This is a genomic window from Photobacterium lipolyticum, assembly GCF_003026475.1.
Classification (GTDB): domain Bacteria; phylum Pseudomonadota; class Gammaproteobacteria; order Enterobacterales; family Vibrionaceae; genus Photobacterium; species Photobacterium lipolyticum.
In genome coordinates this window covers 139,992-155,002 of sequence record NZ_PYMC01000002.1, presented here as the reverse complement: position 1 = coordinate 155,002, position 15,011 = coordinate 139,992, and the positions used below count along the sequence as shown (strand labels likewise).

The following is a 15,011-nucleotide window of genomic DNA, read 5'->3' as shown; positions in this document are numbered from 1 at the left end:
TTAACTTTCAGTATCAACAGAAAGATCAGGTTCCAACTGTCCAATTTGATTGGCTTTTAAGCCAAACTTTAATCCCGCATTACTTTCTTTCTACCGCTCACCAGTATCATATTATGAATAAGTACTTTTAAAACCCCTAATAATAATACGCTGAATCATGAAGTTACGTATTTATGGAAAGCATTATCGTCCATACACACTTATTTACACATGAAATGAACATTTATAAATTAGTGTGAATAAGTGCCAGAAGAGTGCTTCTATTTCAGATTATTATTAACAATGTTTTATTTACAGCTTGCTATGTGTGTAGTGGTGTATATTGTGGTAAGGAATATACTTTCTGAATCCGCTATCGCGAAGATGGAGTTTGTATCAATGACCAAACCTGATCCCCAAAAGCCACTCAAACATCTGCGCGCTTCGGATATTAGAGGGATTGCTAAATTAGCCACGCAAGCGACGCTGGGCGTGACCCGTGTTGCAGAAGGCGTGCACCAGTCGGTATGGAGCACATTGGGCGTTCGCGGCGGTAAAGCGCCGGGACAAACCCGCGGTATTACTGGTTTGGTCTACAAAAGTATCATCAATATCACGCAGTTGCTGGGAAAGGGGAGCGATGCGGTATTGGCAAAGCTGCAACCCCAGTTTGAATCACTTGATAGTGGAAAACCCGGAACGCCCCAGCGCGAAGCGATACTTGCGGCACTGAATGGTGTAATCGGTGATCGGCTGGTCGCGAGTGACAATCCGCTCGCAACCCCAATGACCTTGCGCTTTCAGCGTAAAGCGTTGAACTGGCACTCGATGTTATTAAGATCAGAGAGTACGCCGTTAATGCCTGAAGCGACGGGCAAGATAGTGCTGATTATTCATGGTCTGTGTATGAATGATCTGCAGTGGTGCGTGCAGGATCAAGATCAGACTCTCGACCATGGTGAGGCCCTCGCTTCGGCTTTGGGCTATACCCCGGTTTACCTGCGTTACAATTCCGGCCTACATACATCGCAAAACGGGCGTGAACTTTCGGCTCAGCTGGAACAGCTGATCACCCACTGGCCCACACCGATTGAAGATCTGACTGTAGTGGCCCATAGCATGGGGGGCTTGTTGACCCGCAGTGCGGTTCACTATGCAAATCAAGCCTCATTAACCTGGCCTGGGTACCTGAAAAATATCGTTTTTCTTGGCACGCCGCATCATGGTGCCCCGTTGGAGCGGGCGGGAAACTGGGTGGACGTAATTTTGGGCAGTACGCCTTACACAGCGCCTTTTTCCGCGCTTAGCGGGCTGCGCAGTGCCGGCATAACCGACCTGAGGTATGGTCATGTCGTGGACGAAGACTGGGATGGTCACGACCGCTTTCACCGTAAACCGGATAACCGTCAGATTGTACCTTTGCCAGAGGGAGTGGCTTGCTATACCGTTGCCGCGACCACGGCAGCCAAACGCAGTACATTAGCGGATCGCCTGATTGGCGACGGCCTGGTGCCGTTACGCAGTGCTTTGGGCCAGCATAACGACACACAGCGAAATCTGGAATTTGAAGAAGCATCGCAGTGGATTTTCTACCGCATGAATCACATGGACTTATTGAGCAGCCCCGAGGTGACCCGTCAGCTGGTGCAGTGGCTGGCACCGAAAGAAGGCTAACTTAGGTATATGGTTTAGCACTTTGCTTGGCGTTGCAAAAAACCGGGCACGGCAGCTTTTGCCTTGCGCGAGACTTCTTGCATCAAAGAGAAGGAGGGGGAAGATAGTTGATACCGCTTGTCCATATCCTCTAACATCAGCAGCCACAGTTTTGCCGTAACTTCTGAATCGGCCAATGCGCGGTGAAAAACGCCATCATTATCGATGTTCTTGTACTCAACTAAGCTGCCAAGTTTATGATTAGGTGCGTGTGGGTAAAGGCGTCTGGCAATCAGCATCGAGCAAGCAAATTCACCCCCATAATTACGCTGAATGTTGTCCAGTTCGGCCTCAAGAAAGCGCTGGTCAAACGAAGCGTTATGAGCGACTAAATTGTGATCACCGATAAAATCAGCAAACTGATCCATGACTTCATCACAAGGCGGGGCCGTTCGTAGCATGTTATTGGTGATGCCGGTATAGCGCTCGATAAAACTGCTTACCCGAAAGCCTGGATTCATTAGCTGTTGAAAGCGATCAACCACTTCTCCCTGCTCTATCAACACCGCTCCAATCTCAATTGCGCGATCCCCCTGATTTGGCGATAAGCCAGTGGTTTCGAAATCGAGCACGATGACGGTGTTTGCAGTTTGGGATGTTGTCACGATAGAAGCCTGTTTGTCTGGTGTTCTTCAGAAGTACGCATTGTATAACGTCGAAATGCAGAGTTCACGTATCTTGAAGCTGTATGGAATTATTTTGGCATTTAGATAGTATTTCCTATTGTGATTGCTTACCTCTTTTATCTGCTGGTTTTGATTCATTGAGAAACTGTTTATGGGCTTTATTCATTGTCTTGATACGTGAGGCTATCGCTCCGTTTATACTGTTTAGCGGGTATCGCTGTTTTGAATCCGGCTCGCCTATTTCGAGTCCGGTAAGCAGTTTAATGACCTGTTCGATATGGTCGACGGCCCAAATATGAAAGCGGTCTTCAGCGACGGCCTGACGGATCTCTTCATCAACCATCAGGTGGACAAGATTGGTTTTGGGGATGATCACACCTTGGTCGCCCGTTAATCCGCTGGCATTGCAGATCTCGAAGAAGCCTTCGATTTTTTCATTGACCCCGCCGATGGCCTCAATATTGCCATGCTGGTCGATGGCGCCGGTTAGAGAAATATTTTGTTTCAGCGGGATCTGGGCGATTGCGGATAATAAGGCACAGAGCTCTGCAGCCGAAGCGCTGTCACCGTCAATCATGCCGTAGGACTGCTCAAAGGTCAGGGTGGCGGAAAAAGAGAGAGGCAGTATTTGCTCATACCGCTCGCGTAGAAAAGCCGTTAAGATCATCACCCCTTTGGAGTGGCTTGGACCGCTTAAATCTACTTCGCGCTCAATGTTTATCACTTTGCCTTGCCCCAGGTGGACCGTGGCGGTGATCCGGCACGGTCGGCCGAACATGGTTTCATCCACGCTGACCACCGAGAGCCCGTTAACCTGGCCCACTTTCTTGCCGCTGGTTTCTATTACGCTGATCCCGCGATGAATATTCTCCGTGATAAGCTCTTTTAGATAACCAGTTCGGTATTGTCTTGCCTTGATGGCCTGCTGTACTGCCTGAGCGTCGATCTGGTTGTGGTTTTGCTGTTCAGCCCAGTAGTTAGCTTCCAGTAATAAACTGCGCAGATTGCCTCGGTGCAGGGACAGCTTTTCGCCATCTTCCATTTGCCGAGCGGAATATTCGATCACTTTTGCAACAGCGGTGCGATCCAGCGGTCGGGTGTTTTCTTCGGTTTGCAGTGACTTGATAAACTGACTGAAGAGTTGGCATGACTGGGGATCTCGGTTGATCTCTTCCGAGCAGTCGGCCTGTACTTTAAACAGCTGAGCAAAGTCCGGATCATAGTGTTTGAGCAGGTAATACATCATCCGATCCCCCATCAGGATTACTTTCACATCGAGCGGGATGATCTCTGGCTCCAGCGAGGCGATGGTGTTGATACTGAGGAACTGTTCGAGAGGTTGGATCCGGAGTTCTTTAGAAAGTAAGGTGCGTTTAAATACATCCCAGACAAAAGGCTTGTTTAAGAGCTGAATAATATCGATAAGCAGGTAGCCACCGTTGGCTCGGTGAAATGCGCCGGGCTTAATCAATGTGAAGTTAGTGACAAAGGTGCCAAACTCCCCCCGGTGTTCAATGCTTCCTACTAAATTCAAATAGCTGGGGTTGTCTTCATAAATAACGGGTGTCCGCTCAGCCTTGCTGTTATCGACAATAATGTTGATTTCATAGGCGGTGAAGGGATCAAAGGTGAGCTTATGCCCGCTATACACTTCGACTTCTGTTTCAAGGGTGCCGCTAAAGAGTTTAATGTTATCGAGGACATGTTCCTTAAGGCTGGAGATATAGTCGTTAATGGCTTTAACTGCCAGCATGTCCTCCGGTAAATGTCCGGTAAGGTAGTCGAGCGTTATGCCGACAAATTCTCGTTCTAGCTGCTCTTTCTTGCCCCTCATTTCCTGATCCCATAATGGAACCTGGTTGAGCAGGTTGACCAGAAGCCGTCGCAGCTCTTCGATCGATTTATCAATCGCTTTCTGCTCTTTGACGGGGAGTACGGTAAATTCACTTTTAGTGATGATTTTACCGTCTTTTTCCGGTTGGATAAGGTAGCCAGTCTTAGATTTTTTTAACACGCAGCCCTGTTTATTTGCTTTCTTTTCGATGGATTGGAATGCTGCAATCTCCTTTGCATTCAATTCATTCTGCAGCTGATCGGTACGACGGGTAAAATCTTCGCTTTGTAACTGAGAAGGAATCGTATTTCTCAGCTCCTCAATCAGTTGTTTTATTTTATGCCGCAGTCGTTTTCCCATTCCTGCGGGTAATTGCAGAGCCACAGGCTTACTGGGTTCGCGGAAGTTATTGACATAACACCAGTCAAAAATCGCCTTACCCTTATCGTCATGCTCGGCAAGGAGCTGTTGTGTCATGGCATGTTTACCTAATCCCGTTGAACCCATGACATAGATATTGAATCCGCTTGAGGGGATACCAATACCCAATTTTATGGCTTCAATCGCACGGTCGAGCCCGAGGGGACTGGCAATCGGTTTGATTTCATCCGTGGTTTCAAAATCAAATAGCTCGGGATCGCAGGCATGAAAAAGCTCCGAGGCAATCAGCTTTTTTGCTTCCGTCAGGGGAGGCGGGTTGCCGTTATGGCTGTTGTCCTCTTCCTTATTCGGTTGATTGACTGTTGGTGGAATTTCTTTCATTGGTGTACACCATCGGTTAGTAGGGTTACGGTGTATATCGCTAAGTATACTAACCGATAGCATTTTTTTCCGAATTTAATTAAGGGTTTAAAATTTGTCTATTTCTCCTATCCTTTATATAGCCGAGTAACCTCAAGATGCAGGTTTCAGAGTGATGCCAGCCAGCTCTCGCTGAAACGAGCATCTTGAGGTTACTGGGGAATAAGGAGGGCAATATGATTGAATTTGACAAGCTATCCGATTTTTTTTCTGCCTTTTATGACTTTAAGCCCAGTGATGAATTTATCTACTTGGATTTTCACCTTCATACCACGGCATCGGACGGTTATAATACCACGCCATTTTTTCTTGAATTCTTGAAGGATAAGAAACACCTCATTTCAATCACCGATCATAATGAGATCAGGGGAGCTGTGGCAGTTTCTGACGCCGGAATCAACAATGTGCCTGGTATCGAATTGGGCTGTGAGGATGGTTTTGAAATTCTGGTTTACTTCCGTCAGATTCAGGAGCTTGAAGAATTCTATATTGGGGAGGTGGAAGGCAACAGGCATCCTTACAGAATGGCCAGAACCAATAAAGATATCCACTATTTTCTTGATTTGCTGGAAGAAAGGGCGTGCCATATTTCTATTCCCCACATCAACGGTCTTGCGCAGAAGAATTACCTCAAGAACAAGACGTACATTAAAAGTGTTCTCAAAAGGGTTGATGCAGTGGAGACTTATAATCATGCACTGCCCAAGAGAAGGAACATTAATGCCCAGATCATAAGGAACCGGTACGAGCTTGAGGCAACCTTTGGTAGTGATGCCCATATTAACCGCGAGCTGCTCTCTTTCTATCGTTTGCTCAACCAAGAGGAAAAACTCCATCAGCGATTGATGGATAACCTTTACAAGTTGCCGATGATTTCAGGGCTTGCGCATAAGCACTTGATTCACATGATTAAAAAGAGGACTTGAGGTGATTTGGGTATATCTGCACGTCGAGCGGAAGGCGAACTAGTGGTTCGCCTTTAGTTTTTACTTTACAATTTATCGCTTTTTGGCTGAATAGGCCGGGCTGGGTTTCCGGCCACGCAGGTGCCTGGAGCCACATCACGCGTTACTACAGATCCCGCACCGATCACCGCTTCGGCTCCAACCCTGACCCCTGGCATCAGAATTGCCCCACCACCAATCCAGACTTTGTCTTCGATCACCACTGGGCGAGCGGTTTCATCACCAGCCAGGCGTCGTTCAGCGTCAAGGGCGTGTGCTGCAGTATAAATCTGAACTCTCGGGCCGATCATTACACCTGAGCCGATATCCACGCGACCATTGTCCAGAATGACGGCATCCCAGTTGATATAACTACCGTCACCGACAGAGAAGTGGCAGCCATAAGTGAGGCGTAAAGGCGGTTCGATGCAGGAACCTTGCCCCAAAGAAACGCCCAGCTCAATCAGTAGTTGTTTTCGTGTAGCAGCATCAGGTTCATGATTGAAGCGAAACAATATTGAGGAAGCGCGATCCCGCATTACCTGCAATTCATCATCCAGACAATTATAGATTTCTCCGGCCTGCATTCGAATCAGTTCTGACATATCATTCTCTTACAAATTGTGGGCAACAAGGTAAGCGGAGTGAAAGCAATAATACCAACCTGCTTTCACCCATTGCTTACCATTTTACACATATGATATCGCAAACTCTTTATCTGTACTGGCGTTGTTGACGAGAACATGGACAAAATGTTGGAGTTGTGAGGTTGAGGTGTAGCGGTAGGTTTTGTTAGCGCAAGGAACAGGGCTTCCTGCCCCACAGGGCGTTTTCTCGACAGCGGGATAGGTTTGCTCTCTCGCAATTTCCCACGACGATTTTATCCAAGGCAAATCTGAAAAAATTGGGATATATTTCCGGCTCTTTTCTAAAGGTTTTATGGCTAACCTTTCTGTGTTTACTTACTTGGCCAAGCAAAGGTGTAATTCCTTTTTTATTGTTCGTATTTTGGCTTCATTACATTAGAACCGATAAACCCAGGTACTTAGAATATTGTGCGGAGTCTACTGTAATAATTGCATATAATCGTCAGCCATTGACTTCACTTCAAGATAAGATTGATACGTGAAGTAAGTCAGGACCGTGAGTGCTATTGTTACGGCAATTTTCCATTTCAACGTTATGTTAGGAGACATCCAAACCAAAGGCAGCGCTAAAGGCCCGAAAATAAAGATGATTAATATGACAAACGACTTTTTGTGATACCACTTATCAGTATTCATTTCTTTCCAAATACTCCCTAATTAATCAAAAAGAACTTTTTATGTGATCCAGTAGCGTACATCTTGCATCTCAAGAAAGGCTTTAGCATTGTTACCGTGCAACATCGCAATCGTGCTTAAAATCCCCGCCTGCAGGCAATTACTGCCTGCTACTGTAACCTGAGCCGGACTACCGGAGACTGGCCAGCCAGTGTGCGGATTCAAAATATGGCTATAGCGAATATTATCTTTCAATAAATAACGGTGAGCATCACCGCTGGTGGCAAGGCCGCCCTGACGCAACATTAGAAAGCCACGTTTAGCTGAGCCTTTTGTTGCCTCAAATCCAACTGACCAGCTTTCGCCCGACAGTTTAGGTTTACTCACTGCAAGATCACCACCAAAATTTACCAGCACTGAAAGGGCAGGGGCTAACCTGGCAAGTTCACAGGCAACGCGATCGACGGCGTACTCTTTGCCAATACCGCCAAAGTCGATCTCCATTCCACCCGGTACGATAATCGTATTGGCATCAAAAGATATTTTCTTCCACCCGATATTGGGAAGAAGCCGATCAATTTGCTGTTGTGATGGCACATTGTCACTACCATCAAACTTCCAGGCGTTTCTAAGCACACCTGAAGTAAGATCAAACAATCCACCGCTGATCTCAAAACAGGTATCGGCAAAACGCAGTAAACTGAATGTTTCGGGATCTATCGACACCGGTTTTCCGTTACTGCGGTTGATCTGATAGCACAAATTATCCGACCGGTACCGGCTGAACTTGGCTTCAATATCTGTTGCTATTCGCTGGGCACAATCAAGCAGCTCTTTGGCAAAGGAGTATTCACAAGGCTCAATCAGAACTTCACACAAACTGGCCATAGCGGTGAACGTTCCGTGCCAATGGCCATTTTCCCGTTCCAGTCGGTTTATGAGAGTATCCATGCTATTCGCTTAAAAGTGATAATTTAGCTGAAGAATAACAGCTTGCACATCCGGATACAGGTCAAGTCCTGAAAGTTGCCCCGGCGCACTAAAGCCGGCATCTTCAGGCTGCTGCATGTAGTACTCAAGCCGCACCGATACTTCCTGGCTATTATTAAGCAACATGCCGTATTTTAGTCCTACGGTATAGGTGTTCATTTTACCTAAGCGATAATCGGCACTTGCGTAAGTGGGTACTGATTGACCTTCCATCAGGAACGGCGCATAAAAATCCGCCTCTGATTGGCGATAGAAACGCAGATGCGGTTCCAGATAATGCCCCGATCCAAACTGATAGTTATAGCGGAAATCGATGGTATGAGATTGTATCTCCCAATCATCAAACATATAGCGATAACCAATATCTAATACCTGTCCATTCAAATACGCTTTGGTCTGCCAAAACAGAGCGTGTTTGGTTCGTGAGTCGGGGCGATTCTCATAAAGGTTCTGTTGTGCTACGCCGTCATCATCAACCACACTAATCAGTTTGAATGGATCGGTCAGATAACCATCGACCTGAGCAAAGCTATAGTTCAATGAAGTAATCAACCAGCGATTTATGACCTGACTGATACCAACGTTGAGCTCTGTGGTGGTTTTGGTATCGCTAGATTCGCCTCGCGTGGCATTAAAAGCTTCTCGATAAGCCGCTTCAGACGTAAAGTTATCTCGTAACACCATTGCAGTCAGTGGTTCAGGGATCCCCCCCTCCGGCTCAATGGTATCGAAGTATCCACCAAGCCCCATAGTGAGTACGGTGTTATTTTGATTTAATGAGCGACTAAATCCAATATTGGCTCCCAGTGATAAGTAGTCATATTCTTTACTGATATGAACCCCGGTAGACCAATCCCAATCTCTGTTGATTGGTGACGCCCAGCTTGCATTTAACTGTACCCGAGTATCCTTGAAAGTATCATCTAGCGGCGTATCACCGGGGGCGACCGTATAGCTGCCATTGCCTGAAGGACGGGTAAAAGTTTGTGCTTCATTCTGCGGTACAGCGCCGGTTGGCGATGCCCCAGTGAGTGAATCGACTGTCAGTTTCAGACTCAATGTCTGATCATCGCCATTGGTTCGGGTTGCGCCAACCATTCCTTCAAGAGCACTAACACGGCTGTCGTCCTCACCGTAATACATAATTGCGGTATCATAATCCCACTCAGCTGCAGTGATCTCTTCTTTTGCCTGCACGGTGGGATTGAGTAAAACTTGGCTGGCAACCGCTAAGGCTCCGCTGATCTTTCCCCGTTTGTTTAATTGCATCCGCAACCTCCTCCAGCACTTCCCCGTCCGCCACTGCTGGCTTCTTTACTGAAATAAATATGATCATCAAAGCTTTTATCTATCTCATTGGCTTGCAGCTCCATTCGGGGATCGGCCAACTGATCTCGCTCCCAAGGTTTTACGCCCAAGTTACTACACGAACAAAGAAACCCTACGCTTACGATCAGAAGTAGCTTCTTAATAACAAGCATGAACACTCCTTGTGCCACCATTGCTGGTAATGTTACTTATTGAAAAGTTGTGAAATCTGTTGTTTTAGCTCTGCGCTCTGGCTGGTTTTAAAGCCAAGATGTTGACCAACAATTTCACCATCTTTAATGAGATAACTGGTCGGCATTCCCGGTACCTGATAGGCGCTAGCAATATTGCCATCGGCATCATACACAACGGTAAATTCTGCAGGGTTATCCGCTAAAAATTGTTTGGCTTTACTGCGGTCTGCATCAACATTGACTGCGACAACGGTCAGTCCCTTGCTGCCAAATTCAGCCTGCAGCTGGTTCATAAACGGAAAAGAGTAGCGGCAAGGGGTACACCAACTTGCCCAAAAATCGAGATAAACCCAGCCTTGCTTAGATAATTCGACCAATGAGGTTGCAGGTTGATTCAATGATGCCGGGATATCAAAATCAGGCGCTGATTTCGGTGACGCAGAGGAAAAAAAACTGGATAAGACAAGGGTTAATGCAACCAACCCAAGCGGTAGTTTGTTCATAAGGCAATCCCTGCTGTTAACTTGTAATAAAGCGTAATAACAGTTTGTTACAAAAAGCTAGATAACACAACAAATTAACAACACTTTGATTGGATCCATCTTGTTGGTTATTTCAACAATAAGTCACTCCTAGCTAGTTGAATACTGAAGATAGCTGATGAGTTGGGCTTGAACAGGGGCAAAGGATCTGATTGGGGTTAGAATTGCGATGCATTGAAATTAACAGAATTGATGGCTTCTTAAGTATGCCTGTCCTATAAGTTAAAACGTTAATTGGCATTAATAATGCCAAGGATATAGGCTTCTCTCTAATAAGATATCTCAAGACTTGGATGGTTACGATTCTGTTCAGGCATTAAAATTCTGTTAGTAATAGATGAGAACCTGTCTATGAATATTGAATATTTGACTGATATTATCATTCTGTTATCCGCGGCAGTCATTGCTGTACCTCTGTTTCAAGCTTTAGGTTTTGGCGCAATATCAGGTTTTTTGGTTGCGGGGATAGTATTAGGGCCATCAGGGCTGGGATATATTCAGGATTACGCTGAGATTGCGCATTTTGCTGAGTTGGGGGTGATTTTCCTGTTGTTTGTCATCGGGATAGAAATTAACCCATCCCGTCTATGGAAGATGAAGGGATTGGTGTTAGGACTTGGAACACTTCAGGTTGTAATAACGGGGGGATTGATAACTGTAATAGCCCATGAACTCCTTAATTCTTCTTGGAGAATTTCGCTATTAATAGGATCGGCGTTAGCCCTTTCCTCAACGGCCTTTGTACTTCAACTGTTAACGGAAAGAAAGGCGCTATCATCAGAATACGGAAGACCTTCTGTTGCAGTGTTACTGTTACAAGACCTGGCGGTGGTTCCACTTTTGGCTTTTGTTTCATTTATGGCCGCACCGGAATTAACAATAGCAGAAGATGTTTTTCTAGCCTTGGCTGAGGCGATTATCATTCTTTTACTTGTCATTGTTGTAGCCCGATATATTTTGAGCCCTTTGCTTAACATACTTGTCCGGTTTAGCTCCCCCGAAATATTTACCGCTTCGGCGTTACTGCTGGTATTGGGCTCAGCACAGGCAATGGAGAGTATAGGGTTATCTATGGCCATGGGGGCATTTATCGCTGGCCTCTTGATTGCCGATTCATCTTATCGCCACCAGATCACCGCCGAGATCCAGCCATTTCGAGGTTTATTGCTTGGACTGTTTTTTATGTCAATGGGGATGTCCCTAAATTTCGACCGCTTTTTAGAACAACCCATTGTGCTATTAGGTGTTGTAATTGCGTTAATGGTTGTCAAATTCTTGATTCTCTGGCTTTTATCACGATTATTTGGAATAAAGGCAAAGGCTTCTATTTCGGTAGCCTTACTCTTGGCCCAAAGTGGTGAATTTGCATTGGTGTTATTTTCATTAGCTAAAGGTATGGGGCTTTTGGATGATATTTTATTCCAACACCTTTTAATTGTTGTCCTGCTGAGTATGCTCGCAACACCTGCGTTAGATAAATTCGCTAACCGGATTTATTTAGCTTCGCGTAGAAATATCACAATTATGTCCGATGCTGATACTGGTAAGGTAAAGTTAGATATTGCTGAACAATATACCAAGCCTGTCATTCTTGCTGGTTTTGGACGCATGGGCCATAGGATCGGTTATATATTGGATTTAATGAAGGTGCCTTATGTGGCAATCGACAGAGATGCATCACTTGTGGATCGCGAACGTTCAGAAGGTAAGTCTGTATATTTCGGAGATGTCCAGCGGCCCGAGGTATTAAGAGCGGCTGGTGCTGCTGAGGCACCTTTTGTGATTGTTTCAATTGATGATGTGGATGTGGCAGAGCACGTTGTATCCTCTCTTCATCATTATTTTCCAGATATTCCTGTTTTTGCACGGGGTCATGATCTTATCAAGTGTCGTGATCTTAAGACGCTTGGTGCGCACTATACAGTTTCAGAGACCCTTGAGGCCAGCGCAGAACTTGCCCATGTTGCATTACTTCATATAGGCGCTGAAGACTCGGAAGTAGCCGTTGCGCTGGAACAGTTCAGGAAAGACTATTATGGACGAATTAATGAGGGGATGCGTGAAAAGTAAACGGTGACGGTTAATGAATGACAGCAATAGTTTCTCGCTGAACAAACATAATGAGGTCACTTGGATATACTAACTCAAGAAGAAGTCAAAAGGTGCGCAAGCCGCGATAATCAACGTCATCAATACACGCTTCTATTCCGGATTAAAGAAAGGCCACTGATGTGGCCTTCTTTGGCAGCTTATTTACCCGCAATTTTTGCTGCAAGTAAACCTTGCATGGTGTAGATGTTTGTTTTGCCGTTAAACTCAAGTGCGATTGGCTCAGATTGACCTGATACCCAGACTTTGAGTTCAGCATCGAGGTCAAAATGCCCAGCAGATTCAACGGTATACATAGTGATGGCTTTGTATGGAACAGAGCGGTACTCGACTTTCTTACCTGTTAGCCCTTGCTTATCAATGAGGATTAAACGCTGATCTGTCAGAACAATCATGTCACGGATCAGTTTGTAAGCTAATTCAATTTGTTCCGATTGCCCCAGAATTGTTGACAGCTCTTCTGTCGCATCAGCAATACTCATCTCACCAGCATTGCCTAATAGTGCATCAAATAGTCCCATTCATAGATCCTTCTTAATTAAGTTCATCAAGACTATCAGATAAAGCAGCATGAAATACAACGACCCGTAAGCACGGGCCGTTATTAACCAGACAATTTCGATGATTTTAAAAGGTTATGGATTCATCTCGTATTGATCTTTGGTGACATAAACATAATTATCCAGCACGCGCTGATAGCGTTCATTGTCCACCGTCGGGCGTTTGATCATTCGGTCACAAATCTTCTGCTGTATCAGTGTTGCGCTCGATTTAGCACCGAGCTGCAGGGCAAATTTAGAGAAATCGCGAATAATAAAGTCAAAGATTTGCTCGACCATATCATCATCGAGATCCATCAGTTTGGCTTTTTCCAAAATCAACTGCCCGTAGACCACTAATGTAAACAGCTCGCCCAGATTCAACAGAAAATCGAAGTCTTTTGTCTGCTCTGCGGAGGGTTTGCCCACAAGCAACAGGATCTTCAGCAGGCGGATCTGTTTTTTAAACAGGTTAACGTTGGGTAAATCCACTTTAGCGTAAACCTTACGATAGTCATGGAAGCGAGTTTTACCTAACCCTTTGGTTGCGCCCTGATTAAACAAAAAGTCATCATTAGTCGCTTGATCCATTTGCGGGATATCCGCAAACTTACCCGGTTTAAAGAAGTAGTTACCCATAAACTTCAGTATTAATGCCATATTGACGTGAACCGTACCTTCCAGTTTTGGTAAGGCGCGAATATCCCTGACTGCCATCTCGAAGTACATATTTTTCTCAAACCCTTTGGCGGCCATTACATCCCATAACAGGTTCATTACCTCTTCGCCCTGGGTCGTCACTTTCATTTTAACCGTAGGGGTAAATAACAGATAACGCCGATCGTCCGGTCCCGCAGCGCGCATATAATCGATTGCTCGCTGGGCAAATAGCTTCATTGCGGCTAGGCGGGCATAGGCCTCGGTAAATAATAGTTTGATGTGGACAAAATCGGTCACATAGTGATCAAATAACCGGCGGTGAGAAGCGTGGTTAATTGCTTCGTAGAAGGCGTGGGTACAGATACCGATAGATGCCCAGCCAAGGTTGAATTTGCCGACATTAACGGTATTGAGTGCCATATCCCAGGCATCTCGCCCTTTTGCCAGAATATCTTCTTCGCGGATAGGGTAGTCATTGAGGCGGTATTCGGCCACATAGTTTTGAGAGTTAACAACATTCTGAACTAATTCATAGTTGTCGTGTTGGGAGTCCACCACAAAGAAGACGTATTCGTCTGAATCAGATAACTTACCAAAGGTGGAAACCAGTGCGGCCTTATTCCCATTGCCTATATAGTACTTGCCGCCGTTAGCCCGATACGTGCCATCTTCCTGTGGTGTCAGGTACATATCACTGGCGTAGATATCGGCACCATGTTCTTTCTCTGAGAGGCCAAAAGCGAATATGCCGCCTTCTTTGAGCAACTTGACGGCCCTTTGTTTGACCTCCTCATTGTTGCTGATCCAGATCGGCCCCAGTCCTAAAATGCTAACCTGCCAGGTATACCAGTGCGCCAGCCCATAAAAGCCGAGTACCTCGTTCAATGCGCAGTTGCGGAATGTATCCCATCTGGCATTGTTATTGCTGTAAGTGTCGGGAGTCAGAAAAGTGGCAAACAGACCTTCTTTTTTCACAAACTCTAAAAAATCCGCATACCAACGGCGTTCATGATCATCCTCTTTAAGCTTGGCTTTGCCCCGTTGTTCAAAGAAGGCAATGGTGCTTTTAATTAATTTTTGTGAAGCATCATCCAGCTGGTCATAATTTTCGGTTTTTGGGTTAAGTAAAACCCCTTTTGTCATTGCAGTTGAATGATGCCGGGCAGGTTGTTTTTTTAAAAAGAAATTTTTTGGCAGGTTTAACATTTTCATTGGAACGCTCCCAATCACCGTTAAGATATTGCATCCTAAAATAAAGCCAACGTTACATTGCGTTAACTTCATTAACATTAAACCAAGAGGAGATCTGGTACGGGAGTATTTACTCTAATACGGGGCGGCGGTCACATTATAATCAAAATAAATTGCTGTTCAGTGATCGCGATTCGCACTGGCAGTCTGGTAGCAAGTTTTATCTATCGCACTAAGTATAAAACTCGATGCATTACTATTAGCTGATGCTAATCTGGTTTCTTTGATTGCTAAATCGTCAATATCTGTTGTTTTATAT

Annotated in this window: 12 protein-coding genes; 3 read left to right on the top strand and 9 right to left on the bottom strand. The window is 45.4% G+C overall.

Annotated features, from left to right (window positions below; genetic code table 11):
* Nucleotides 1-378 precede the first annotated feature (378 nt).
* Complete coding sequence (locus tag C9I89_RS03560) at nt 379-1,653, top strand: esterase/lipase family protein (protein WP_107282303.1); 1,275 nt, start codon at nt 379-381, stop codon at nt 1,651-1,653.
* A gap of 14 nt (nt 1,654-1,667) precedes the next feature.
* On the opposite strand, the gene C9I89_RS03555 is transcribed toward C9I89_RS03560, so the two are convergent.
* Complete coding sequence (locus C9I89_RS03555) at nt 1,668-2,297, bottom strand: 3'-5' exonuclease (RefSeq protein WP_107281989.1); 630 nt, start codon at nt 2,295-2,297, stop codon at nt 1,668-1,670.
* Nucleotides 2,298-2,412: 115 nt separating this feature from the next.
* Nucleotides 2,413-4,914: a Lon protease family protein gene (locus C9I89_RS03550; RefSeq protein WP_170107605.1), complete on the bottom strand. Its 2,502-nt coding sequence runs from the start codon at nt 4,912-4,914 to the stop codon at nt 2,413-2,415.
* A 215-nt stretch (nt 4,915-5,129) separates the two neighbouring features.
* Between C9I89_RS03550 and C9I89_RS03545 the strand changes: the two genes are divergently transcribed.
* Nucleotides 5,130-5,879 carry a PHP domain-containing protein gene (locus tag C9I89_RS03545; protein ID WP_107281987.1) on the top strand — a complete coding sequence of 250 codons (750 nt, stop codon included), beginning with the start codon at nt 5,130-5,132 and terminating at the stop codon, nt 5,877-5,879.
* Between the two features lie 65 nt (nt 5,880-5,944).
* Here the strand turns inward: C9I89_RS03545 and C9I89_RS03540 are convergent, their stop codons facing one another.
* From C9I89_RS03540 to C9I89_RS03515, 5 genes are all read right to left on the bottom strand, one after another.
* The gene (locus tag C9I89_RS03540; RefSeq protein ID WP_107281986.1) at nt 5,945-6,502 is read right to left on the bottom strand and encodes a sugar O-acetyltransferase; all 558 of its coding nucleotides are present in this window, start codon (nt 6,500-6,502) and stop codon (nt 5,945-5,947) included.
* Between the two features lie 717 nt (nt 6,503-7,219).
* Complete coding sequence (locus tag C9I89_RS03530) at nt 7,220-8,110, bottom strand: FAD:protein FMN transferase (protein WP_107281984.1); 891 nt, start codon at nt 8,108-8,110, stop codon at nt 7,220-7,222.
* A gap of 9 nt (nt 8,111-8,119) precedes the next feature.
* A complete protein-coding gene (locus C9I89_RS03525) occupies nt 8,120-9,418 on the bottom strand; it encodes a DUF3570 domain-containing protein (RefSeq protein ID WP_107281983.1) in 1,299 nt (432 codons plus the stop codon).
* Complete coding sequence (locus C9I89_RS03520; protein ID WP_107281982.1) at nt 9,409-9,630, bottom strand: DUF4266 domain-containing protein; 222 nt, start codon at nt 9,628-9,630, stop codon at nt 9,409-9,411. Before C9I89_RS03520 ends, C9I89_RS03525 begins: the two co-directional genes overlap by 10 nt.
* A gap of 32 nt (nt 9,631-9,662) precedes the next feature.
* Complete coding sequence (locus C9I89_RS03515; RefSeq protein WP_107281981.1) at nt 9,663-10,154, bottom strand: TlpA family protein disulfide reductase; 492 nt, start codon at nt 10,152-10,154, stop codon at nt 9,663-9,665.
* 390 nt (nt 10,155-10,544) lie between these two features.
* Between C9I89_RS03515 and C9I89_RS03510 the strand changes: the two genes are divergently transcribed.
* Nucleotides 10,545-12,263, top strand: a complete 1,719-nt coding sequence (locus C9I89_RS03510; protein ID WP_107281980.1) for a monovalent cation:proton antiporter-2 (CPA2) family protein — start codon at nt 10,545-10,547, stop codon at nt 12,261-12,263.
* 179 nt (nt 12,264-12,442) lie between these two features.
* On the opposite strand, the gene C9I89_RS03505 is transcribed toward C9I89_RS03510, so the two are convergent.
* Together C9I89_RS03505 and C9I89_RS03500 are read right to left on the bottom strand one after the other, a co-directional pair.
* Entirely contained in the window at nt 12,443-12,823 is a 381-nt protein-coding gene (locus C9I89_RS03505) for a PH domain-containing protein (RefSeq protein WP_107281979.1), read from the bottom strand.
* Nucleotides 12,824-12,937: 114 nt separating this feature from the next.
* Nucleotides 12,938-14,713, bottom strand: coding sequence for an acyl-CoA dehydrogenase family protein (locus C9I89_RS03500; protein WP_211315195.1), 1,776 nt, complete (start codon nt 14,711-14,713; stop codon nt 12,938-12,940).
* Nucleotides 14,714-15,011 lie beyond the last annotated feature (298 nt).